The following is a 23,275-nucleotide window of genomic DNA, read 5'->3' as shown; positions in this document are numbered from 1 at the left end:
AATAATGGTAGATTACAATACTTTTTTCTTTCTGAATAGGAATTTTGAAACTTTTCTAAGCTTGTAGCGATACCAGCTATTTTCTCTTAATTTTTTTTCAGCTTTGTTATAAAGTTTAAGGTTTTCTTGTGCGATTGCATTAAAATCTACGGGTGATTTTTTGTCTTTATAAAAAATGGCAAGAGTGTTAAATTTCTTATAACAATTATAATAAATACGACTAATTCTTCTACATTGTGTAAAACTATTAGGCAGGTATTGATTTGTAATTTGTAAGGTATAAATAAGGTGTGGATGAGGAACTATCACATCGTCTAATTTTTTTCTTCCAATACCAATCTGTTGACTTGTATGGATTCTATATGAGATAAGATTTTCATTAATATAGTCTAGACTATTTCTAGAGGCCAAAATTAAAGCAATCCATTCGTCGTGAAAAAACTTCTTTTTTGTTAAATCTGGAAACGGTAAAATAATATCTCGTATTGATTTTTTTATACATAATGTTGCCCCAGTAACCATATTTGCATGGTGCTTTAGCAAACATAATAAATCAACGGGCTTATCTAAATTTTTTTCAAAAAAATAGAAAGTATTCCACATATTGGTATTTGGAAAAATTTCACCATCATCATCAATCAAGTTTCCATTAGTAAAAATTCCTTCTAAAGATTCATTTGCTTCAAATTTCGTAATTATTTTTTCTACTTTATAGAAGTCCCAAATATCATCCTGATCAGCTAAGAATATATAATCACCTGTACAATGTGAAATTGCATTTTCAAAATTCTTAGTGCTTCTAAGGTTTTCTTTGTTTTGATATAGTTGAATTAAACCAGGATATTTAATTATATAGTCATTAATGATTTCTATGGTATTATCTGTGGAACAGTCATCACAAATAATAATTTCATTAACTGGTCTAGATTGTTCAATGATACTGTTTAATTGATCTTTAATAAATCTTGAACCATTATAGGTACACATAGCTACAGATAATGCCATTATTTACATTTTAAGTTACGAAATGATTTAAATCAATTAAATCCATTTAATTGATTTGTTTTTCAATGAATTTTTAAAAATACTTAAAATATTATCAATACCAATAGTAATATTTAATTCAAGTTGCATTTTTTTTATTTTGGTTATGGATTCTTGTATTTTCTTTTTGTTTTTTAAGAAATCAATTAGACTATAAATAATCCAAAACTCACCTTTAATTAAGTGCCATAATAGAGTAGAAGTAAATAACTGAGAATACCATATTTTTTTTCTAAACCCATTTAAATGGATAGCGTGTAATATAAAACTATTTCTATAATAAATCCGGTTAACTAGATTTGACTTGTTTAGATTTTTAGTAGTAGCACTTACTTTATGAAAGCAAATTGACTGATGCTCGTAATATAGTTTCCAACCCATCTTCCATGCTCGTAATCCTAAATCAAAATCTTCAAAATAAAATGGAGAATATATCTCATCAAAGCCATTTAATGATTTCAATTTTTGATTACATATTAATGCATTTGCCCCAGATAAGTAGGTTGTGAATACTTTTTCAGAAGAATTGGTTGAGTAGTAAAATTTAGTTGCTTTAAGTTTGACTCCTTTAAATCTTGGAAATCGAGCATGATCTTCAGTTTTATGACTCTCATAATTTTTGATCTGTCCCATTACTCCAAAAGTCTCATTCATTTCGAAATACTTTAATTGCTGTTCAAAATAGTCAATAGAAAGTTTTACATCAGAATTCACTAAAAAAACAAGATCTTTTTTAGCTATTTCAATCCCTTTATTGCATGTGAAAGAAAAACCTTTGTTGATTTTATTTTCAACCAATATAATTGAAGGGAAATGATTTTTTATATAATCAACAGAATTATCAGTCGATTGATCATCTACAAGAATGAATTCGTATTCAATTTTCGAAAAGGTGAGGGCCTCAATAATTGAAGGGATAAATTCTTCAAGCAATTCTCTACCATTAAAATTTGGTAAAATGACAGATACTGTTTTTTTTGAAGTTTTCACTACAACAAAGATTTATAAACATTATAGACGTTGGTAGCAATATGTTCATCATTGAATTTTTGAACAAAATCATAGCCTTTGTTTGCCATTTCTGTTCTTAATTCGTGATTATTTAACAACAGTTGGATTGAATTCTTGATCTCTTCAATATTGTTTGAGTCAATATATAAAGTGCTTTGGCCACCAGATTCATGAAAAACACCACCTTTTGTTGTGATTACAGGAGTTTTAGAGTATAATGATTCTATTATTGGAATACCAAAACCTTCATATAAAGATGGATAAATAAATAATGTAGCGAGCTGGTATATGATTGCTAATTCTTCGACATCAACATTATTTAGAAATAGAATTTTATGTTCTATGTTATTTTCTACAATGTAATCTTCAACTTTTTTCTTGTATGGTGTTTGATTACCAATAATTACAAGAGATATGTCAATATCTTTTATTGCTTTCACAGCTGATAAAACATTCTTTCTACATTCAACAGTACCAACATTTAAAATAAAATTATCGGGTAAATTGTATTTCTCAATTACTGTTTCTTTTTGTTTAGTTGAATAGTCTTTTTTAAATGCAGGATTACACCCTTGATAGATCACTTTTATTTTATCCGATGGAACATTAAAATATTTAATCAAATCAATTTTAGTTTGTTCGCTTATTGCAACAACTATATTAGCTTCTCGTGTAGATTTTCTAAATTTATAGAAATAAATTACCCTGTCCCAAAATGAATAAAACTGGGGTAATCTCATGAAAATTAGATCGTGAACGGTTACAATACTTTTAATTTTAGTTTTAGTAAGACCTCTGGGGATTTCTCCGGATAGTCCATGAAACAAAATAATTTCATCGGTTACTAAATCTTTTACAACTCCTTTTTGTCTCCAGATGTTATAAAATCTTGAATAAAAATTTGAATTAGGTTTTTTTTCAAAAACACTAATATTATTAGTTTTAAAAAGATTTTTGTTTGTTGGAATTGGATTGTATAAAAAATACTTGTTTTCAGGAAAATATTGACTAAGAATTCTCACCAAATCACGGCTATAATTGCCCAGACCAGTTCTGTTGTGAAATATTCTTTTTGCCTCAAAACCTATATTCATATTAAAATTGCTAGATTGGGATTTTTTGTAAATTCTGATGGGATAATTATATAACAGATTAATTAATCATTCAAAAGTAAGTTTTTTCTTTAAATCAACATACTATTTTTGTAAGTATTTTACTGATCGAGGGCTAATCCATGATTTTTTAGAAATAGCATTGATATAATAGTTAATCAAATTAATAAAAATATAAACATTGACTTTTAACTTTGGAATAAAGAAGAAAACTAAACCGATTATTGCAAAAATAAACTTCTCTATTAGAAGTGATATTAGCAGAAAAAATTGAATACAATTTTTTATTATACCTGTTTTATGTTCATTAAAATAAACATGTTTAGAAATAAGCACTTCAGTTTTAGTTAGCGCCTTAGTCTTTATGTTTATTCTTGTTGAACCACCATGTTTATGAAATATATTTGTGGTTCGAATTAAACAAATTTCTCCATTATTTCCTTTTATTTTCTTGCACAAATCAACGTCTTCAAAATACAACCAGTATTTTTCAGTCCATCCATTTACACTTGCAAACCATTCTTTACTAATAAAAACTGCTGCTCCAGTAACCCAGTCTGGAAAAACGATTTCTTTGTGAAAATTAAATTTTTTATGAAGACGAAAGTAATTTACAATTCTATAAATGACTCTTGAATATCCAAAAAGGGTAAAGAATGAAGGAAAAAATCTTATTTCCGTATATTTTCCATAATTTTCATTGGTCTGACGACAACTAACTATGCCATAGTTAGGATTCTCAAAGGAAGTTTTCCAAAGTTTATAAACGGCGTCTTCGTAAATTACTGTGTCTGGATTTAAAAAGAACAAATACTTTCCTTTAGCAAGAGTGGCTCCTAAATTACATCCATTAGCAAATCCATTGTTTCCACTATTCTCAATAAACGACACAGTTGGAAACAATTGTTTGAATTCATTTATTTTATAATCATTAGATTCGTTATCTACGACAATTGTTTCTAATGTAAATCGATCACTATTGATACCAATAATTGATTGGAGGCAATTATTTAATTCGCTCCAACTTTTGTAATTTACAATAATAATCGAAATATCAATCATTTGAATTTTAATTTAAACCGCTACGTCGTATTCTCTCAAAGCATTATTCAATGAAGTTTTTAAATCTGTTGAAGGCTTACGAGTACCAATTATTAAAGCACAAGGTACTTGGTATTCTCCAGCAGCAAATTGTTTGGTATAACTTCCTGGGATCACAACAGAACGCGCAGGTACAAAACCTTTCATTTCTATTGGGTTCTCTCCAGTTACGTCAATAATTTTGGTTGAAGCAGTTAAACATACATTGGCTCCAAGAACAGCTTCTTTACCTACGTGAACTCCTTCTACAACGATACAACGTGAACCAATAAATGCACCGTCTTCAATAATTACGGGTGCAGCTTGTAAAGGTTCTAAAACCCCACCGATTCCTACACCTCCGCTTAAGTGAACATCTTTACCAATTTGAGCACAGCTTCCTACTGTCGCCCAAGTATCCACCATAGTTCCTTCGTCAACATAGGCGCCAATATTTACATAACTTGGCATCATGATAACACCACTTGAAATGAAAGAACCATAACGAGCAGAAGCTCCTGGTACAACACGAACACCTTTTTCAGCATAATCTCTTTTCAATTCCATTTTATCATGGTACTCAAAAATTCCAGCTTCCCAAGTTTCCATTTTTTGAATAGGAAAATACATTACTACCGCTTTTTTTACCCATTCGTTTACTTGCCATCCATCCCCTTTTGGTTCGGCGACACGCAATTTCCCTGCATCTAATAATTCGATAACTTCTCTAATGGCATCAGTTGTAGCAGTTTCTTGTAATAAAGCTCTATCTTCCCAAGCTTGTTCGATTGTTGTTTGTAATGAATTCATTGTGCAGTTTGTATTAGTATTTGACAAAGATAGTTTTTTTGCTCGATTGACAAAAGTGTATAGCTTTGATATAGCCGTGTTAATTATTCATTTTAATTGTGAGTTAATTATGAATTTTATTTAGTTTTACCTGTAAATACTAAGAAATCAAATTAATGCCCAGAATACTAGCTATAGATTACGGACAAAAGCGAACAGGAATTGCAGTAACTGATGAGCTACAAATCATTGCCTCAGGTTTAACAACTATTCCTTCTGCAACAGCAATTACTTTTTTGAAAGATTATTTTGAAAAAGAAAAAGTAGAAGCGGTGCTTATTGGCGAACCAAAGCAAATGAATGGACTACCATCTGAAAGCGCGTCAATTATTAAAGGATTTGTAACTCATTTTAGCAATCATTTTCCTGAAATGAAAGTGATTCGAGTAGATGAACGGTTTACTTCTAAGATGGCATTTCAATCAATGATAGATAGTGGCCTAAGTAAAAAGAAACGCCAAGATAAAGCTTTGATTGACGAAATTTCAGCCACGATAATGCTTCAAGATTATTTGACTAGAAAAATGTTTTAATCCATTTAAATTCAATAGTTAAAGAATTTAATTAGTTAAATAGTAGTATTTAGCATGCTATTTTCACTACTTTTGCCAACAATTTTTTTCAAAAAATATTTAAACCGCTAAATTTTAATATAGAGCCACAATGATTTTACCAATAATAGGTTACGGTGATCCTGTTTTAAGAAAAGTAGCTGATGCTATTGTGCCTAGTCATCCAAATTTAAAAGAGATAATTGCAAATATGTATGACACTATGTACAATGCGCATGGAGTTGGACTAGCTGCACCTCAGGTTGGTTTGCCAATACGTTTATTTATAATTGATACTACGCCATTTAGTGATGATGAAGATTTATCTGAAGAAGATCAAAAAAAAATGAACGGTTTCAAGCGTACTTTTATTAATGCTAAAATTCTTAAGGAGGAAGGAGAAGAATGGAGTTTTAACGAAGGTTGTTTAAGCATACCAGATGTAAGAGAAGATGTATATAGAAATCCTGTAGTAACAATTGAATACTGTGAAGAGGATTTTGTAATGAAAACAGAAGTTTTCGATGGTTTAATTGCAAGAGTAATTCAGCACGAATACGACCATATAGAAGGAATTTTATTTACCGATAAAATTTCGTCTTTGAAAAAACGTTTGATTCAAAAAAAATTAAAAAACATTATCGAAGGAAAAACTTTTCAAGAATACCGAATGAAGTTTTTTGGTAAAAAGGGAAGATAATTAAATAAAATATTATAAAATGAATATCGAAAAAATACTTGCTATTTCTGGGAAACCAGGTTTATACGAATTAAAAATTCAAACTCGTACAGGTTTTGTTGCCGAATCTTTATTAGACGGAAAAAAAATCACTGTTGATTTAAAGGCTAATGTAAGTTTGCTATCTGAGATTTCAGTATATACCTATGAAGCTGAAAAGCCTTTGGCTGAAATATTAAATAGTATTTCTAAAAAAGAAAAAAATGGGCCTGCAATTTCTCATAAAGAAGATCCAGCTACTTTAGCCGCTTATTTTAAAGAAATCTTACCGGATTATGATGAAGAGAGAGTTTATGGGTCTGATATTAAAAAAATTATCAATTGGTATAATATGTTGCAAGCTAAAGGTTTGGTAAATGATGAAGCGCCTAAAGCATCAAGCAAAGAGGAATCAGTTACAGAAGAGAAACCTAAAAAAGCAAAAGCTTCAAAATCATAATTGTTGTTTTTAACAGTATTAAATCCTGCTGAGATCAATTTCTTAGCAGGATTTTTTTATTTTTACCAAAACCATTTTTCACGATGAATTCAAGAGAATCACAACTTCAGGCTTTCGACAGATTGTTAACCATTATGGACGAATTGCGAGAGCAATGCCCTTGGGACAGAAAACAAACACTACAAAGTCTCCGTCACCTTACTATTGAAGAGACTTATGAGTTGGGCGATGCAATTTTAGAGAATGATCTAGATGAGGTCAAAAAGGAATTAGGCGATTTGTTATTGCACATTGTTTTTTATGCTAAAATTGGAAGTGAAACGCAAGATTTTGATATGGCTGATGTATGCAATTCCATTTGTGAAAAGTTGATTCATCGCCATCCTCATATTTACGGAGATGTTGAGGTGAAAGATGAAGAAGAGGTGAAGCAAAATTGGGAAAAACTCAAACTAAAAGAAGGAAAAAAATCCGTTTTAGAAGGAGTTCCAAAAGGCTTACCGGCATTGGTAAAAGCGAGCCGAATTCAAGATAAAGTAAAAGGTGTTGGTTTTGATTGGGAAGAACCGCATCAAGTTTGGGACAAAGTCCAAGAGGAATTGGAAGAACTACAGGTTGAAATAGCCGCTGGAAATCAAGATAAAATAGAAGCCGAATTTGGAGATGTACTCTTTTCAATGATTAACTATGCTCGATTTTTGAACATCAATCCCGAAGATGCACTAGAACGAACGAATAAAAAATTCATTTCCCGTTTTCAATATTTAGAAAGCAAAGCAACTGAATTAGGAAAACCATTGATGGATATGACTTTGGCAGAGATGGATGTGTTTTGGAACGAGGCGAAGAAAATGTAAAATCAAACTATGATATATTTAATTATTTCAATAGTATTTTATTCATTAAACAACCTGCTCTGGAAAAAAGTATTACAGCAAGCGAATAGTTGGTTAGTTATGTCCTTAAGGGCAATATTAACTAGTATTATAGGAGTGGGAGTACTTATTTTTTATTCTCCCGAAATATTATATGAAATTGATTTTAATACGGTTTGCAGAGTTACAATAGCATCTTTACTTGGTGCTTTTGGATTGATTTGTATGTTATCGGCTCTTAAAAAAGGGACATTAAGACAATTAGGAATATTTAATCTTTTGACAATTGCGTTTACGGTACTCTACCTTTTTCTTTTTGAAAAATTTAATTTTTTTGATTTTCTGTCTGGAGCAAGTATAATTATAGTAGGATTTAGTATTTACATTTTTCAAATACAAAAACTGTCTTCAGGAGAATCCAACATCAAGACTATAATTTATTTTATTTTAATGTCGCTATTCTTTGCATCATCTGAATTGGTACATTGGTATAATTTTAAACAATCAATTCCACCACTATTTTCAGTAGTCAATCAAGAAATAATTGTTTTTTTGGTGGGTGCTATCGGATTAATAATTCAACCTAAATCAGTAAAAATACAATGGTCACAAACGATTGTAAAATCAGGTTATCTTATAGTAATAATGGCTGTATTTATTTTTGCAGCCGTTTGGACTGGTTTTTTAGGATTGAAAATTACTAATCCCCTTTTAGCATCACTTTTCCCATTGGCAACTCCTATTTTAACAATTCTATTTGGCGCAATATTTTTTAAAGAAAAATGGAATAAAATAATGGGTTTCGCTCTTGTATTAATTGCAATTGGAGCCTATGTGTTACATATTAACTTAAATCAGATGTAATCAAGTAGTGTTTCAAGAAATCAACTGAAAATCGTTTGAATCCAGTTTGATCAACAATTGATTCATATTCAGTTTGAATTTCATTTAGTTTTTCTTCATTTAATGATAAAGCGATTGCTAATTGATACTTAGCAAGTAGATAAAAAAGTTTTATATAATCAGAATACGAAAGACTGAATTTAGACAAATCAATTAAATCAAAACCAATTTTAGCTTCTTTAATTTTATTTTCCCTAATTAAGTGTAATGTTTGAGTCAATAAAATCATTGCTTGAGATGGGTAACCACTCCAATTTTCAATAGTTAAGAGTTCTTCATAGTAATTTTTAATTAAGAATGTAGTTTTTTCAAAATCTTTTAGGAACAGTAATGCCGGAAAAATTTCAATGGTAAATAAATTAACTTGACCCGATTGATTGATTTTTTTTAATAAATCTTTCCAAGTTTGTTCATATTTAATTTCATCATTTCGTTTGTTATAATAGAGTAAGTTGTAGGCATAACAACGACCTTGTAAAACAGAAAAAAAGTCAGGTCGAATCCTATTTAATTCGATAGGAATTAAATTAGTACCATAAGATAAATAATGATTGTAATTTAAAATTAAATCGTAAAACAAAGCTTCATGACTTTCGACTTGAGCATATTTTTTTGCTTCTTTAATGAAACTTCCATAATAGCCGTTAAAGTAAGAGTAGTCAACAAACCAATGCAGTATATTTTCTCTAAATGTTTTATTTGAGGTTATTTTTTGTATAATTTGGTTGATTTCCTTTTTGTCTAAACTTCTAAACAATAAACAAATGTTAGCAGCAAGTTTAAGTTGGTTAGCTTCGTCAAATTGGAATATTCTTTCGTCAAAAAATTGATTAAGTACGTTGTGTTTTTTTTTATAAACGAACGTTTTAATTATTGAAGCAATCTTAATATGGTAGTCATCTGTTTTTTGTTGTCTTTCAAGCCATTCAAGATCTTCTTTCGTTATCGAATCACTTAATTCTATTTTTATAGTTTGAGTCCATACAAACCAATCCTGGTCTCTTAAATACTCTTTTTGGTAGGCACTATAATTTTTGTAACCCACAAAAACACTAAGTGTATTTAAGGTATTACTATTTGGAGTTGTACTTTTTAGAAAACCAAAAAATCGTCGAAGTGTATTGAAACCAATTTTTTTTTGGTTTCCCATTCTATTGCTTCTTGAGCCATTTTTAACTCCGAAAGTTTTTTTATTCGAAATCCAATTTGTTTCTCAACATCGATTCGTAATTGATTGTAATTGTCGGAATTCATGAGTGCGAAGTATTATGGGCTAACAATGGGCTAAATATACAATTTTTCTCTTATAAATTTGTTTCAAATTACAATTCATTGCCCTCGAAATAAAATTTGATAGAAGGTTTTCAATTAATCAAATACAAAGGGTATGTTTTACACTAAAAATTTAGATCAAATTCAGATAGTTGAATCAGAGCTCCTAATAAATATACACTTTGTTAATCAGAAGAGAATACCATTAAATGAGATTAAGAAAGTATTTGTTTCAGTTAAAAAGATTCCGCTACAGTATGAAATCTTTTACATTATAATTGGAGGGATTTTCATTGGATTAAATTTTAGTTTTTATCCAATTGGTTTTTATTTCTGGTTGGTGTTTGGGATCTATTTATTTGGGGAATATTTAGTTCACAATTACAGAACTTGTACTTTAAACGTAGAACTTCAAAATGAAAAGATACAGTTTGGTTTTATACCATATGAACTTAAGTATCAATTAGTAAATAAGATTAACGAAATAAAAGTTTGTCTTTCTTAAAGCTTTCTTGATGAGATTTAGATAACCTATTCTGCCATTTTTTTTAATTTACCAATATCTTTCAAAGTGATTTTTTTACCGGCTAACTCAATTAAGCCTAGTTTGTTAAAATCAGAAAGTAAACGGATACAACTTTCTGTAGCAGTACCTATCATGCTAGCCAATTCTTCTCTAGATAATTGCACTTTCAAACTGTTGTCTTCATTTTTTCCGAAAGTGTCAGCTAAATAAAGTAGCGTTTCAGCCAATCTTTCTTTAACGGTTTTTTGAGCCATATTTACAGTATGAACATCAGCCTCTTTTAAATCGCCACAAATTGTTTTCATAACGTTCATGGAAAACTGATTGTTTTTTTCAAAAAATCCCATTATTTCAGATTTAGGGATAAAACAAACTTCCATATCTTCTAATGCAACGGCACTAAGATTGACAGGCTCATCACTAATTATAGAACGTTGTCCTAACAATTCCCCTTTGGAGATTAGTTTTACAATATGGTCCTTACCATTGGCACTTAACTTGGACATTTTGCAAACGCCATCTTTAATACAGTAAATTCCATTAATTGTATCTCCTTCCTCAAAAATCACATCGCCCTTTTTTATAGTATAGGACTCTTTGCACTCTGAAAGTTTCACGAGTTCTTCTTTGTTTAACGCTTTCAAAGAGCTGAATTCTCTAACGATACATTGTTCACATTTACTCATAATACAAATAGGTACTTTATTGAAAAACAAATTTAATTAATATTATGACAAATGTCATATTTTAAGTAGTAGCTATTGGTGACCTTTGTCACAGGTAAATTGAGCAAAGAGTATGGACACACAAAACTGTTTCCATTGTGGTTTAGATATTGTAAAAAAGGAAGAAGTTATTTTTGACGACAAATCATTTTGTTGCACGGGTTGTAAGACAGTGTATGAAATATTTAGTCTCAACGATATGACTTGTTATTATGATTTTGAAAAATCACCTGGAGCCACTCCGCAAGACATTAATGGTAAATATGATTTCTTAGATAATGAAAGTATTGTTTCAAAACTGTTGGAATTCGAAGAGAATGCAACCGCTATTGTTTCACTTAGCATTCCTCATATACATTGTAGTTCGTGTATTTGGATTTTGGAAAATTTACAGCGTCTTCAAAAGGGAATAAGTAATTCTCAAGTTAATTTCCCTCAAAAAACAGTCCGTATTACTTACAAACCAGAAGAAGTTTCACTTAAAGAAATTGTCTATTTATTAAGTGGGATTGGTTATGAACCGTATATTAGTTTAGAAAACTATGAAGCGGGTGCTAATAATGTGGATAGAAGTTTAACCTATAAATTAGGTGTTGCTTTCTTTTGTTTTGGCAATATTATGTTGCTTTCGTTTCCTGAATATTTTGAAGTAAAAGAATATTGGTTGGATCAATACCGCGGCTTTTTTCGTTGGTTGATTTTTGCCTTGTCATTGCCAAGTTTTTTCTATTCGGCTAGTGGTTACTATGTTTCCGCCTACAAAAGTATCAAATCTAAAATGCTCAATATTGATATTCCTATCGCTTTGGGAATCATCGTTATGTTTGTGCGAAGTACTGTGGATATTATAATGGATTATGGGTCTGGTTTTTTTGATAGCTTGACTGGATTGGTTTTCTTTATGCTTTTAGGGAAAATGTTCCAAATAAAAACCTATAGTTTTTTAAGTTTTGAACGTGATTTCAAATCGTATTTTCCAATTGCAATTACAAGAATTCAAGGTAATTTTGAAGAAAGTATTCCTGTATATGATATTCAAAAAGGGGATAGATTACTCATTCGCAATCAAGAACTGATTCCTGTGGATAGTATATTAATCTCTGAGTCGGCCGAGATCGATTATAGTTTTGTTACTGGCGAAGCCATTCCGATTACAAAAAAATCCGGAGATAAAATATTTGCCGGAGGAAAGCAAATTGGCAAAATGATTGAAATGGAAGTGTTGTATTCCGTTTCACAAAGTTATTTGACGCAGTTGTGGAGTAATGATGTATTCCAAAAAAATGTGGAGCAAAAACACAAGACAATTACAGATCAGATTTCGCGCTATTTTACACCTATTTTACTTTTAATTGCCTTTTCGGGCTTTGGCTACTGGATTTTTAAAGATGTTAATACGGCATTTAATGTTTTTACTGCGGTATTGATTGTGGCTTGTCCTTGTGCATTAGCTCTAACTGCGCCGTTTACGTTCGGGAATATTTTAAGAATACTGGGTAAGAAGAAGTTTTATCTTAAAAATGCTTTAGTAATTGAACAACTAGCTAAAGTAGATACTATTGTGTTTGATAAAACAGGAACAATAACTACTAACAAGAAATCCAATATTTCATTTCAAGGAAATCCACTCTCAGAAAGGGATGTTGTTTTGATTAAAAATGTATTACGCGCTTCCAATCATCCTTTGAGCAGAATGTTGTATGATTTTTTACCGGAAACCCAAAAGTTAAAATTGGATCATTTTGAAGAAATAACAGGAAAGGGTATTCGAGCAACTATTGACGGAGCTAACATCCAATTGGGTTCGGCTTCTTTTGTGGGTTGCAATGAAGAAACCGATATCCAACAAACATCAGTTCATATTACAATCAATGATACTTATGTTGGTAAATATGTCTTTAACAATCAATATAGAGAAGGCTTGTCAACTCTTTTTGTGAATCTAAGTCAACTTTATCAATTGAAAATTTTATCGGGTGATAATGAAGGAGAGCGAGAAGCATTGGAACGATTATTACCTCCAGGTACCGAATTAATTTTCAATCAAAAGCCGGAGCAAAAATTAGAATTTATAAAAAAATTACAAGGAAAAGGACACAATGTAATGATGGTGGGTGATGGACTGAACGATGCGGGTGCTTTGGCGCAAAGTAATGTAGGGATTTCCATTTCAGAAAACGTAAATGTTTTTTCACCTGCTTGTGATGCTATTTTAGATGCCAGTGTTTTTGATCAACTAGATGCTTTTATGTTGCTTTCTAAAAAAGCCATTACTACCATAATTATGAGTTTTACAATATCCTTAGTATATAATTTAGTGGGCTTGTTATTTGCAGTTACTGGTAATTTGTTACCACTTGTTGCTGCTATAATTATGCCTTTGAGTACTATTTCAATAGTCAGTTTTGTTACTTTAATGAGTAATTATTATTCACAAAAAAACTTACAATAATAGATAGTAATTATCAACTATTTATTGAGGTATGATAAATGTCATATTTTATGAGATTTTGGAGGCTTAATTTTGTTAACATAAATGTAAGTTATGAGTGTTATTTATTTATTGATCTCTATTAGTATCCTTGTTGCCATTGGTTTTTTTATTGCGTTTATACGAGCAGTAAAAACAGGGCAGTATGATGATGATTATACGCCATCAGTTCGAATGCTATTTGACGATGAGCTTAAAATAAACCCAAATAAATCAGTACAAACAACAGAAGAAAAACAAATTTAATTATGGAAATGCAACAATTTTATTACGACAACAAAATTGTAAAGAAATTCATTTATGCTACCATCGTTTTTGGTGTAGTTGGAATGTTAGTTGGACTTATTCTGGCTTTTATGTTTCTTTTTCCCAATATCACCGACGGAATTTCGTGGTTGAGTTTTGGTAGATTGAGACCTTTACATACGAATGCTGTTATTTTTGCTTTTGTGGGTAATGCTATGTTTGCTGGAGTGTATTATTCTTTACAGCGATTGTTAAAAGCAAGAATGTACAGCGATTTTTTGAGTAATCTTAACTTTTGGGGATGGCAATTAATTATTGTTGCTGCAGCAGTTTCACTGCCATTAGGGTTTAGTACTTCAAAAGAGTATGCCGAATTAGAATGGCCAATTGATATTGCGATTGCTTTGATTTGGGTTGTTTTCGGGATCAATATGATTGGTACCATCATAAAAAGAAGAGAGCGTCACTTGTATGTAGCGATTTGGTTTTATATAGCCACATTTGTTACTGTAGCTGTATTGCATATCTTTAATAGTTTGGAATTACCTGTTTCTGCTTTAAAGAGTTATTCAGTTTATGCAGGGGTTCAAGATGCTTTAGTACAATGGTGGTATGGACATAATGCAGTAGCTTTCTTTTTAACTACACCATTCTTAGGATTGATGTATTATTTTGTTCCTAAAGCTGCTAATCGTCCAGTATATTCATATAGACTTTCAATTGTTCACTTTTGGTCTTTAATCTTTATCTACATTTGGGCTGGACCGCATCACTTATTGTACTCGGCACTTCCAAATTGGGCTCAAAATTTAGGGGTTGTTTTCTCAGTAATGTTGATTGCTCCATCTTGGGGTGGTATGATTAATGGGTTATTAACTTTAAGAGGTGTTTGGGATAAGGTAAGAGTAGAACCTGTATTGAAATTTTTCGTAGTAGCAATTACGGGTTACGGAATGGCAACTTTTGAAGGACCTATGTTGTCTCTTAAAAATGTAAATGCTATTGCACATTATACCGATTGGATTATTGCACACGTTCACGTTGGAGCCTTGGCTTGGAATGGATTTATGGCATTCGGTATGATATATTGGTTAATCCCAAGAATGACTAAATCTCCATTATATTCAACTAAACTAGCTAATTTCCATTTTTGGATTGGTACTTTAGGAATTATATTATATGCACTTCCAATGTATGTTGCTGGTTTCTTACAAGCATCAATGTGGAAACAGTTTAATCCAGATGGAACTCTAACTTATGGTAATTTCTTGGAAACGGTAACTCAATTAATACCTATGTATTGGATGAGAGCCATTGGAGGAACCATGTATCTTATTGGAATGTTAGTGTTGGTATACAACATTATTCAAACTTTAAGAGTAGGTCAATCAATTGAAGATGAATTAGCACAAGCTCCTGAATTACAAAAAATTAGTAGTGGAAGATTAAAAGGCGAAAAATTCCACCCTTGGTTAGAAAGAAAACCTATTCAGTTAACCATTTTAGCAACAGTAGCTATTTTAATTGGTGGAGTTATTCAAATCGTACCTACTATAATGGTAAAATCAAATATTCCAACAATTACTAGTGTTAAACCGTATTCTCCTTTAGAACTAGAAGGTCGTGATTTATACATTCGTGAAGGTTGTGTAGGTTGTCATTCACAATCAGTTAGACCTTTCCGTAGTGAAGTAGAACGTTATGGACCACAATCCAAAGCGGGAGAGTTTGTATACGATCACCCATTTCTTTGGGGTTCAAAACGTACAGGTCCAGACTTGTTAAGAGTAGGTGGGAAGTACAATGACAACTGGCATTTCAATCACTTTTGGAATCCACAAAGTATTTCAGCTGGTTCTATTATGCCTGGATACAAATGGTTGTTTGATAATGAAGCAATGGATATTTCATTGATTCAAAATAAAATGGAAGCGATGGTTACTCTTGGAGTTCCTTATACAAAAGAACAAGTAGCCAATGCTCAAAAAGATTTAAGAGCTCAGGCTATTACAATTGAAGAAAGCTTGAAAAATGATCCTGACTTTGTAAAAAGTTATGAGGAAAGCAAGAAAAAAGCAGCAGCTAAAGGAGAAAAGTTTGTCCCTATGAACGAAAGAGAGATTATTGCTATGATTGCTTATATGCAACGATTAGGAACTGATATTAAAGTTAAAAATAAATAGAGATCATGTTTGAACAAATTAAACACAATATGGAAACTATCGCCGGAGTTGCGATATATCCAATTCTATCGTTATTGATTTTCTTTTTATTCTTTGTTGGATTAGCATTATGGGTGTTCTCTTATAAAAAAGAGAAAATCGATGAGTTAAGTCAAATTCCATTGAACGATAATCCTACATTATAATTATTAAACTTCTAAAAATGAAAAAAATAATCCCTGTATATGTAAGAGTTCCTCTTATTTTCTTCGCTGTATTCGGCGCAATGGAATTTTTTATTGACTCTGGAGACCGACCTGCATTTATTAAGTTTCCAATGGTGTCTGTTTTTCTATTTGTATTTCTTTTTCTATTGATTGCAATTGAAATAACAGTAAGTGCTATTGATAAAATCACGTATCAGTTATTGACTGATGAACAAAAAGCAAAATTAGAAGAGGTGAACTCTATTTCTATTGCAGAAAGTGAATGGTTACAAAAGGTAATGAAATTATTAACAAAATCAGAACCAATTGAAAATGAAGGGGAGTTATTGTTAGATCATGATTATGATGGTATAAAAGAATTAGACAATAATTTACCACCATGGTGGATTTATCTATTCTATGCTTGTATTGGTTTTGCTGCAATCTATTTAGTTCGATTTGAAATTTTGGGTGCCGATGATCAAGAGATGGAATTGAAAAAAGAAATGGCTCAAGCAAAAATTGAAGTAGCTGAATACATGAAAACGGCTCCAGATTTAATGGATGAAAAGACAGTTACTTTATTGACTGATGCTCCTTCATTGGCTGAGGGAAAAACAATCTATACAACTAATTGTGCTGCTTGTCACAGAGCTGATGCTGGTGGTCAAATTGGTCCTAACCTAACCGATGACCAATGGATATTAGGAGGTGGAATCAAAAATATTTTCCACACACTTGTAAATGGAGGTAGAGATGGGAAAGGAATGATTTCTTGGAAGGGAACATTAAAACCAAAAGAAATGCAAAAAGTAGCGAGTTACATTATTTCGTTAAAAGGAAGTAATCCTAAAGATCCAAAAGCTCCAGAAGGAGAAGTTTGGGTAGATGAAGTAGCCGCAAAACCTGCAAAATAAAAACACTAACTAAAAGACCAATTTCAAATTTGAAATTGGTCTTTTAAAATTACAATACCATGGCAAATATTCAAGACGAATCCTTTAGAGATAGTATCGGAACTATTGATGAGACCGGAAACAGAAAATTTATCTTTCCAAAAAAACCTTCGGGTAAATTGTATGAATACCGTAAGATAGTAAGTTATTTTCTGTTAGCTATTTTGATTGCCAATCCATTTATTAAAATTAATGGTAATCAATTTATGATGTTTAATGTTTTGGAACGTCGTTTTAATATTTTTGGTTTTCCGTTTTGGCCTCAAGATTTTTACTTGTTTGTTTTGTTTATGATATTGGGTGTGGTATTTGTCATTCTCTTTACCGTAATTTTTGGACGTATCTTTTGTGGGTGGATTTGTCCGCAAACTATTTTTTTGGAAATGGTTTTTCGCCGAATTGAATATTGGATAGAAGGAGATAGAGGGGCTCAAATTCGATTAGCCAAACAAGAATGGAACGCTGAAAAAATCAGAAAAAAAGGATTGAAATGGTCAGTATTTTTGGTTATTTCTTTTTTCATTGCCAATGTGTTTTTAGCTTATTTAATCAGTAGCGACGAATTATTTAAAATGATTGAAGATGGTCCTGAAAGTCATTTAAGTACTTTAATTGCATTGTTAATTTTTACTGGAGTATTCTATTTTGTTTTTGTTTGGTTTAGAGAGCAGGTATGTATCATTGCCTGTCCTTACGGTAGATTACAAGGTGTACTTTTAGATAATAAATCCATTAACGTAGCCTACGATTTTGTTCGTGGAGAAAAAGAAGCAGGTAGAGCTAAATTAAATAAAAATGAGGATCGTGCTGCAACTGGAAAAGGTGATTGTATTGATTGCCATCAATGTGTACATGTTTGTCCAACGGGAATCGATATTCGAAACGGAACGCAATTAGAATGTGTAAACTGTACTGCTTGTATTGACGAATGTGATTCAATTATGGAAACAGTTGGTTTGCCAAAAGGATTAATTCGATATGCTTCTGAAGATGAAATCGAGAAAAAGACCAAGTTTCAATTTACTGCTAGAATGAAGGGGTACTCTGCCGTTTTAGTAATTTTAATTGGTGTATTAACTGGACTTTTGTTTTTAAGAACCGATGTTGAAGCAACAATATTACGTTTACCAGGACAATTGTTTCAACATAAAGGGGAAAATATCAGTAATGTATATACCTTTAAAATAATTAATAAAACAAATGATGAGTTTAAAGACATTCATTTTAAATTAGTAGGTATAAATGGAACATTGAAATTAGTAGGTAAACAAGATTTTAAAGTCCCAAAACAAGGTATGAACAGTGGTACTTTATTTATTGAAATCAATCAATATCTGTTGGATACGGATAAAACGAAATTAGATATAGAGGTATATAACGGAAATAAAAAAATTGAAACAGCTACGACAAATTTCCTTAGTCCAAGAAGTTTTGATTAAAAATCACATAGAAAATGAAAATTAAATTTAATTGGGGAACAGGTATTGTAATTGCCTTTGGTTTATTCATGACCTTCATTTTGTATTTTGTTGTTGAGGTACAATCCAATTCCAAATACGATAATGATTTAGTTGTTGAAGAGTACTATAAACACGACGCTCGATTTGGAGAAGAAATGCAACGTTCTCAAAATGCTCAGAATTTAGCACAAAAACCAACAATTGTATTGACTTCAGAAGGGGCTGAAATTAGATTTCCTGCAACTTTTGTTCCCAATAAAATCAAAGGAATGGTATCCCTATATAGGCCATCTAACAAGAAATTTGATTTCGAAATTCCGATTTCGATTTCTGAATCAACTTTGCTCATACCTAAAAAAAGTTTGATAGATGGCCGCTGGGATATTAATATGGAATGGCAATACGAAGGAAAGGCTTATTTAACTAAAGAAATTATTTATATTCGTTAGTAAAGTATGTTGTATTCTGCATTCATCTTTGGTTTAATTAGTAGCCTGCATTGTATTGGAATGTGCGGGCCAATTGCCTTGATGATCCCAGTAGACAGAACAAATCCTGCTAAAAAGGTAACTCAAATAATAACGTATCATATAGGACGATTGTCTGCTTACGCTACTATTGGATTGATTTTTGGTTTGGTAGGAAAAGGCTTTTTTTTGGCAGGAATTCAGCAACGATTATCAATCTTTATCGGGATAGCTATGATTATTACAATTGTAACTCCCGAAAGAGTTTTGGCGAATTACAATTTTTCTAAACCCGTTTACCGTCTCATTTCGAAAATTAAATCTTCTTTAGGAAAGCAATTTAAAAACAAAAGTTATCAATCGTTATTTACCATTGGTTTGCTCAATGGATTTTTACCTTGTGGAATGGTCTATGTCGCTTTATTTGGTTCCATTGCCATGCAAAGTGTACCGTTTGGAGTACTTTATATGTTGCTTTTTGGAATAGGTACAATTCCAATGATGAGTAGTGTTATCTTTTTTAATTCTATAATGACTGTCCGTTTTCGAAATAAAGTGCAAAAAGTGATTCCCTATGTTGGAGTTATTATAGGTGTCTTATTCATTTTACGAGGTTTAGGATTGGGAATTCCATACATTTCACCTGCTAATATGAGTTTGTTTGTTCAAGACACACCAAATTGTCATTGATGATTAAACTGTCATTGAAAATAATGCAGTATCGGGTGCTTTTCGCTTTAAAAGCAAGTCAAAAGCCATGCAAACATTACGAACAAATGGTTTCCCTACTTCTGTAACTTGAATCCCATTAGGGATAAAATGCACTAATCCATCTTTTTTCATTTCTTTTAATTGAGATATAATTTCTGGAATTTCATCAAAGTAGTTTTTTGGGTTAGCCCAAGAAGTTTCAAACTGACACATTAGGTTCAAAATATGTCTTCGAATGATTAAATCTTCATCTGTCAATACATGTCCTCTAAAAACAGGAATGGTATTGGTATCCAACAATTGGTAATAGTCTTCAATCGTTTTTACATTTTGAGCAAAACTATACCAACTATCACTGATAGACGAAACGCCTAAACCAATCATTAATTGCGTTTTAGAAGAACTATAACCCATAAAATTACGATGTAATTTACCAATTTCAAAGGACTCAAATAAACTATCAGTTGTTAAAGCAAAATGATCCATACCAATTTCGTGATAGTCATTTTTATACAATAATTCTTTGCCGGTTTCGTATAATTCTCGTTTTATCTCATCCTTTGGAATATCTTCATCATTAAAACCACGTTGTCCATTTCCTTTGATCCACGGCACATGAGCGTAGCTGTAAAACGCTAAACGATCCGGTTGTAATGATTTAGTCTTTTCAATAGTATCAATTACATCTTCTTTTTCCTGAAAAGGTAAACCAAATATTATATCGTGTCCTATTGAGGTATAACCAATTTCTCTTGCCCATAAAGTGACTTTGGCAACATTGATAAAGGGTTGAATACGATGAATCGCTTTTTGTACTTTTTCTGAATAATCTTGTACACCAAAACTAACACGTCTAAACCCTAAATCATACAGTTTTTGTAATTGTTCTCGTGTAGTATTATTGGGATGCCCTTCAAAGCTAAATTCATAATTATTAGCTTTATTTGCTTTCGCCAAAATCCCGTTAATTAGCAACTCTAAGTTGGCAGAGGAGAAAAAGGTTGGAGTTCCACCACCTAAATGAATTTCTTTAATGTTGGGTCTTTCTCCAAGAACCTCACAATACAAAGTCCACTCTTTCAAAATTGCTTGAATGTAAGGATGTTCTACCTCATGATTTTTTGTGATTCGTTTGTTACAACCACAAAATGTACAGATGCTTTCGCAAAATGGCAAATGAATGTACAAACTAATACCTTCAGTTGTGTTGCTTTCTTCAAATGATTTTTTGAGTGTTGATAACCAAATTTCATAGCTAAAGTTAAGCTCATTCCAATAGGGAACTGTTGGGTAACTTGTATACCTCGGGCCAGGTACATTGTACTTTTGGATTAGTGAATGAGTCATAACATAATCATTTGAAAGATCAAAAGTAAACCGACTTTCAGCCAATTAAAATGATATTTATCATTCCTTCATTTTTTTGCATAAAAAAACCTCAATCTTTTGAATTGAGGTTTTGAGAATGTATTGATCAGAAAATTATTCTTGTTTTAAATTGCGTAATTGCTTCAATTTTTCTTTCCAAACTTCTAAACTTTCTTTGTGAATGGCGATATTCTTACGAACCTCTAACACAATAGAATTTTCTTTTTTAGCATTTTTGGTATTGGTAAAAAACTGAATATTATTTTCTAACTGAAAAATTTCGTTTTGTACTTCTTCGATTTTACGAATCAAAAATATTTTTTCGCTTTCTAATTTGCGTGAATCATTGCTTTCTGACAATTGATCGATACGGTTAGCAAAACGCATCATATCCGAATCTTTTTTACTTAAACTTAATTTTTCAAAAAGGGCATCTAATATTTTATTGAATTTACCTTCAATATGACGTCTTGCAAAAGGCACTCTTCCATAGCCTTTCCAGTTTTGAATATGTAACTTAATACCATCCAAATCGGTTTTATGGTCTCCAGTTAGTTGAAACGCTCTCAAGGTTTCTAAATAGGCTTTTTTGTTTTCAAAAGCAGCTACTTCTTCACTATTTTCTTCGTTCTTTTGCTCTTTTAATTTATCGAAATAATGGTTGCAAGCATCTTTAAATTCTTTCCAAATACTATCCGAATACTTTCTTGGTACATGTCCAATTTTCTTCCATTCCTCTTGAATTTGTTTCATAATAGGAGTAGAAGTAGCAAAATCAGTACTTTCTTGTAATTCTTTGGCTTTAGCCACCAAAGCTTGTTTTTTACTCAAGTTATCGTTTTGATCTTTCTTGATGTCTTTGTAAAACGAATTCTTGAAAGAATTAAAGTTACGTACTGCAGTTTTAAAAGCACTCCAAGTAGCTTCATTGACATCAGCCGGAACTTTACCTGCTGCAAAAAATGCAGCTCTCAAAGCTTCAACTTTTTCTATTTGTGCTAACCATTGCGTGTGAGCATTTACTTTTTCAGTTGCCAACACTTCAATTTGAGCAATAATTTCATTTTTCTTTGCTAAATTTTCTACTTCGGCACCTCTTAGTTTTTCAAATAACAATTCGCGTTTATCATGCATTTGTTTTGTTAATTCACTAAAACGGTTCCAAATTTCTTCACGGTGTTCTCTAGAAACAGGTCCAATTTCTTCTTTCCAAATGCGGTGTAAATCTTGTAATTCACGGAACGCTTTGTTGATGTCTTCTTCTTTTACTAATTCTTCTACACGAGCTACAATTTTTTGTTTTTGCTCTAAATTGTGTTTGAAATCAATGTCTCTCGCTTCACGATCTAAGTGCAAATAATCATAAAAATTTTCTACATGAAAATGATAGTTATTCCAAACGTGGTTGTATTTATCTTTTGGTATAGGTCCTGCATTTTTCCAACGCTCTCTTAAATCATTAAAATGTTTTAAAATGTCTTTAATGTTGGCTTGCGGATTAATCAATTCTTTTAACTCTTCAACAATAGCCAAACGATTTTCTAAATTAGTTTTTAGGTTCGCTTGTAAACTCTTAAAATGTTCGTTTTTATGGTTTCTGTAAACAGAATAGATGTTGTCAAATTTTGATTTTAGAGGAAAATGATACTGGAATTCTTCATTTGGATCTTGATTCTCAGCAAGGAATTCTTCTTTTTTCTCTTCAATAAGATGATTGTATTTGGATAAAAATGCCTTTTTGATTTCCTCTACATGGTCTTTAATTGATGACACTTTCTCGTTGGATACTAATGTGTTCAATTCATCTACAAGTGATTCCATCGATAATGCATCATAGTCTTGCATCGGAATATCGTGACGCTCTTTCAAACTTTCGTCTTCGCTTTCTTCTGCATTACTGTCGGCGATTGCTTCAATAATGGTTTGATTTTCATCAGTTTCAGCAATTTCTTCAACTGATTCCGATACAGTTGTCACTACCTCATTTGGTGTAACTGTTGGTGTTGATTCTACTGAATCAGCACTGTTTCCGTCTGCATTTAGCAGGTTATCATTCTTTTCTTCTAACATTTTTAAAATGTG

22 protein-coding genes are annotated in these 23,275 nt (G+C 31.4%); 13 read left to right on the top strand and 9 right to left on the bottom strand.

The features are described 5' to 3' along the window. Positions 1–12 precede the first annotated feature (12 nt). From LPC23_RS09385 to LPC23_RS09365, 5 genes are all read right to left on the bottom strand, one after another. The gene (locus LPC23_RS09385) at positions 13–1,005 is read right to left on the bottom strand and encodes a glycosyltransferase family 2 protein (protein ID WP_229329790.1); all 993 of its coding nucleotides are present in this window, start codon (positions 1,003–1,005) and stop codon (positions 13–15) included. A 36-nt stretch (positions 1,006–1,041) separates the two neighbouring features. Continuing rightward, on the bottom strand, positions 1,042–2,034 hold the full coding sequence (locus tag LPC23_RS09380) for a glycosyltransferase family 2 protein (RefSeq protein WP_229329788.1): 993 nt from the start codon (positions 2,032–2,034) through the stop codon (positions 1,042–1,044). Further along, positions 2,034–3,149, bottom strand: a complete 1,116-nt coding sequence (locus tag LPC23_RS09375) for a glycosyltransferase family 4 protein (protein ID WP_229329786.1) — start codon at positions 3,147–3,149, stop codon at positions 2,034–2,036. The genes LPC23_RS09380 and LPC23_RS09375 overlap by 1 nt, the downstream gene beginning before the upstream one ends. Before the next feature lie 102 nt (positions 3,150–3,251). Then, positions 3,252–4,229, bottom strand: a complete 978-nt coding sequence (locus LPC23_RS09370; protein ID WP_229329784.1) for a glycosyltransferase family 2 protein — start codon at positions 4,227–4,229, stop codon at positions 3,252–3,254. A gap of 12 nt (positions 4,230–4,241) precedes the next feature. Next, complete coding sequence (locus LPC23_RS09365; RefSeq protein ID WP_229329783.1) at positions 4,242–5,057, bottom strand: 2,3,4,5-tetrahydropyridine-2,6-dicarboxylate N-succinyltransferase; 816 nt, start codon at positions 5,055–5,057, stop codon at positions 4,242–4,244. 155 nt (positions 5,058–5,212) lie between these two features. Here LPC23_RS09365 and ruvX point away from each other — a divergent pair, with 155 nt between their 5' ends. The 5 genes from ruvX to LPC23_RS09340 all read left to right on the top strand — a co-directional run bounded on the left by ruvX (position 5,213) and on the right by LPC23_RS09340 (position 8,564). Further along, positions 5,213–5,629, top strand: coding sequence for a Holliday junction resolvase RuvX (ruvX, locus tag LPC23_RS09360; RefSeq protein ID WP_229324933.1), 417 nt, complete (start codon positions 5,213–5,215; stop codon positions 5,627–5,629). 130 nt (positions 5,630–5,759) lie between these two features. Further along, a complete protein-coding gene (gene def, locus LPC23_RS09355) occupies positions 5,760–6,347 on the top strand; it encodes a peptide deformylase (protein WP_229324931.1) in 588 nt (195 codons plus the stop codon). Between the two features lie 19 nt (positions 6,348–6,366). Next, positions 6,367–6,825, top strand: a complete 459-nt coding sequence (locus LPC23_RS09350; RefSeq protein WP_229329782.1) for a DUF5606 family protein — start codon at positions 6,367–6,369, stop codon at positions 6,823–6,825. Between the two features lie 83 nt (positions 6,826–6,908). After that, complete coding sequence (gene mazG, locus LPC23_RS09345; protein ID WP_229329781.1) at positions 6,909–7,682, top strand: nucleoside triphosphate pyrophosphohydrolase; 774 nt, start codon at positions 6,909–6,911, stop codon at positions 7,680–7,682. 9 nt (positions 7,683–7,691) lie between these two features. Then, positions 7,692–8,564 carry a DMT family transporter gene (locus LPC23_RS09340; protein WP_229329780.1) on the top strand — a complete coding sequence of 291 codons (873 nt, stop codon included), beginning with the start codon at positions 7,692–7,694 and terminating at the stop codon, positions 8,562–8,564. Here LPC23_RS09340 and LPC23_RS09335 read toward each other — a convergent pair. Both LPC23_RS09335 and LPC23_RS09330 read right to left on the bottom strand, forming a co-directional pair. Further along, positions 8,545–9,753 (bottom strand): hypothetical protein, encoded by a 1,209-nt coding sequence (locus LPC23_RS09335; RefSeq protein WP_229329779.1) that lies wholly within the window; start codon positions 9,751–9,753, stop codon positions 8,545–8,547. The two genes, LPC23_RS09340 and LPC23_RS09335, sit on opposite strands and share 20 nt — an antisense overlap. A 653-nt stretch (positions 9,754–10,406) precedes the next feature. Beyond that, positions 10,407–11,087 (bottom strand): Crp/Fnr family transcriptional regulator, encoded by a 681-nt coding sequence (locus tag LPC23_RS09330; RefSeq protein ID WP_229324921.1) that lies wholly within the window; start codon positions 11,085–11,087, stop codon positions 10,407–10,409. Positions 11,088–11,199: 112 nt separating this feature from the next. On the opposite strand from LPC23_RS09330, the gene LPC23_RS09325 reads away from it, so the two are divergent. The 8 genes from LPC23_RS09325 (at position 11,200) to LPC23_RS09290 (ending at position 19,804) form a co-directional block, all read left to right on the top strand. After that, complete coding sequence (locus LPC23_RS09325; protein ID WP_229329778.1) at positions 11,200–13,578, top strand: heavy metal translocating P-type ATPase; 2,379 nt, start codon at positions 11,200–11,202, stop codon at positions 13,576–13,578. A 93-nt stretch (positions 13,579–13,671) separates the two neighbouring features. Beyond that, positions 13,672–13,863, top strand: a complete 192-nt coding sequence (gene ccoS, locus LPC23_RS09320; RefSeq protein ID WP_229324917.1) for a cbb3-type cytochrome oxidase assembly protein CcoS — start codon at positions 13,672–13,674, stop codon at positions 13,861–13,863. Positions 13,864–13,865: 2 nt separating this feature from the next. Then, positions 13,866–16,046: a cytochrome-c oxidase, cbb3-type subunit I gene (ccoN, locus tag LPC23_RS09315; RefSeq protein WP_229324915.1), complete on the top strand. Its 2,181-nt coding sequence runs from the start codon at positions 13,866–13,868 to the stop codon at positions 16,044–16,046. Between the two features lie 5 nt (positions 16,047–16,051). After that, positions 16,052–16,231, top strand: coding sequence for a CcoQ/FixQ family Cbb3-type cytochrome c oxidase assembly chaperone (locus tag LPC23_RS09310; RefSeq protein WP_229324913.1), 180 nt, complete (start codon positions 16,052–16,054; stop codon positions 16,229–16,231). A 17-nt stretch (positions 16,232–16,248) separates the two neighbouring features. Next, positions 16,249–17,148, top strand: a complete 900-nt coding sequence (locus tag LPC23_RS09305; protein WP_229329777.1) for a cbb3-type cytochrome c oxidase N-terminal domain-containing protein — start codon at positions 16,249–16,251, stop codon at positions 17,146–17,148. Between the two features lie 59 nt (positions 17,149–17,207). Continuing rightward, positions 17,208–18,626, top strand: a complete 1,419-nt coding sequence (gene ccoG / locus LPC23_RS09300; protein ID WP_229329775.1) for a cytochrome c oxidase accessory protein CcoG — start codon at positions 17,208–17,210, stop codon at positions 18,624–18,626. Positions 18,627–18,646: 20 nt separating this feature from the next. Then, positions 18,647–19,096 (top strand): FixH family protein, encoded by a 450-nt coding sequence (locus tag LPC23_RS09295; RefSeq protein WP_229327155.1) that lies wholly within the window; start codon positions 18,647–18,649, stop codon positions 19,094–19,096. A 6-nt stretch (positions 19,097–19,102) separates the two neighbouring features. Then, complete coding sequence (locus LPC23_RS09290) at positions 19,103–19,804, top strand: sulfite exporter TauE/SafE family protein (protein WP_229329774.1); 702 nt, start codon at positions 19,103–19,105, stop codon at positions 19,802–19,804. Positions 19,805–19,807: 3 nt separating this feature from the next. On the opposite strand, the gene hemN is transcribed toward LPC23_RS09290, so the two are convergent. Beyond that, the gene (gene hemN / locus LPC23_RS09285) at positions 19,808–21,172 is read right to left on the bottom strand and encodes an oxygen-independent coproporphyrinogen III oxidase (RefSeq protein ID WP_229329773.1); all 1,365 of its coding nucleotides are present in this window, start codon (positions 21,170–21,172) and stop codon (positions 19,808–19,810) included. A gap of 135 nt (positions 21,173–21,307) precedes the next feature. Beyond that, on the bottom strand, positions 21,308–23,263 hold the full coding sequence (locus LPC23_RS09280; RefSeq protein ID WP_229329772.1) for a DUF349 domain-containing protein: 1,956 nt from the start codon (positions 23,261–23,263) through the stop codon (positions 21,308–21,310). Between the last annotated feature and the right edge of the window lie 12 nt (positions 23,264–23,275).

This window comes from Flavobacterium ammonificans, from assembly GCF_020885975.1.
Lineage (GTDB): Bacteria > Bacteroidota > Bacteroidia > Flavobacteriales > Flavobacteriaceae > Flavobacterium > Flavobacterium ammonificans.
The sequence above is the reverse complement of the archived record's forward strand: the minus strand, read 5'-3'. Positions and strand labels throughout refer to the sequence as shown.

Coding starts and splice junctions, on each gene's coding strand:
- LPC23_RS09385 (WP_229329790.1), bottom strand. CDS start 1,005: ATGGCATTATCTGTAGCTATGTGTACCTATAATGGTTCAAGATTTATT.
- LPC23_RS09375 (WP_229329786.1), bottom strand. CDS start 3,149: ATGAATATAGGTTTTGAGGCAAAAAGAATATTTCACAACAGAACTGGT.
- LPC23_RS09370 (WP_229329784.1), bottom strand. CDS start 4,229: ATGATTGATATTTCGATTATTATTGTAAATTACAAAAGTTGGAGCGAA.
- LPC23_RS09365 (WP_229329783.1), bottom strand. CDS start 5,057: ATGAATTCATTACAAACAACAATCGAACAAGCTTGGGAAGATAGAGCT.
- ruvX (WP_229324933.1), top strand. CDS start 5,213: ATGCCCAGAATACTAGCTATAGATTACGGACAAAAGCGAACAGGAATT.
- def (WP_229324931.1), top strand. CDS start 5,760: ATGATTTTACCAATAATAGGTTACGGTGATCCTGTTTTAAGAAAAGTA.
- LPC23_RS09350 (WP_229329782.1), top strand. CDS start 6,367: ATGAATATCGAAAAAATACTTGCTATTTCTGGGAAACCAGGTTTATAC.
- mazG (WP_229329781.1), top strand. CDS start 6,909: ATGAATTCAAGAGAATCACAACTTCAGGCTTTCGACAGATTGTTAACC.
- LPC23_RS09340 (WP_229329780.1), top strand. CDS start 7,692: ATGATATATTTAATTATTTCAATAGTATTTTATTCATTAAACAACCTG.
- LPC23_RS09335 (WP_229329779.1), bottom strand. CDS start 9,753: ATGGGAAACCAAAAAAAAATTGGTTTCAATACACTTCGACGATTTTTT.
- LPC23_RS09330 (WP_229324921.1), bottom strand. CDS start 11,087: ATGAGTAAATGTGAACAATGTATCGTTAGAGAATTCAGCTCTTTGAAA.
- LPC23_RS09325 (WP_229329778.1), top strand. CDS start 11,200: ATGGACACACAAAACTGTTTCCATTGTGGTTTAGATATTGTAAAAAAG.
- ccoS (WP_229324917.1), top strand. CDS start 13,672: ATGAGTGTTATTTATTTATTGATCTCTATTAGTATCCTTGTTGCCATT.
- ccoN (WP_229324915.1), top strand. CDS start 13,866: ATGGAAATGCAACAATTTTATTACGACAACAAAATTGTAAAGAAATTC.
- LPC23_RS09310 (WP_229324913.1), top strand. CDS start 16,052: ATGTTTGAACAAATTAAACACAATATGGAAACTATCGCCGGAGTTGCG.
- LPC23_RS09305 (WP_229329777.1), top strand. CDS start 16,249: ATGAAAAAAATAATCCCTGTATATGTAAGAGTTCCTCTTATTTTCTTC.
- ccoG (WP_229329775.1), top strand. CDS start 17,208: ATGGCAAATATTCAAGACGAATCCTTTAGAGATAGTATCGGAACTATT.
- LPC23_RS09290 (WP_229329774.1), top strand. CDS start 19,103: ATGTTGTATTCTGCATTCATCTTTGGTTTAATTAGTAGCCTGCATTGT.
- hemN (WP_229329773.1), bottom strand. CDS start 21,172: ATGACTCATTCACTAATCCAAAAGTACAATGTACCTGGCCCGAGGTAT.
- LPC23_RS09280 (WP_229329772.1), bottom strand. CDS start 23,263: ATGTTAGAAGAAAAGAATGATAACCTGCTAAATGCAGACGGAAACAGT.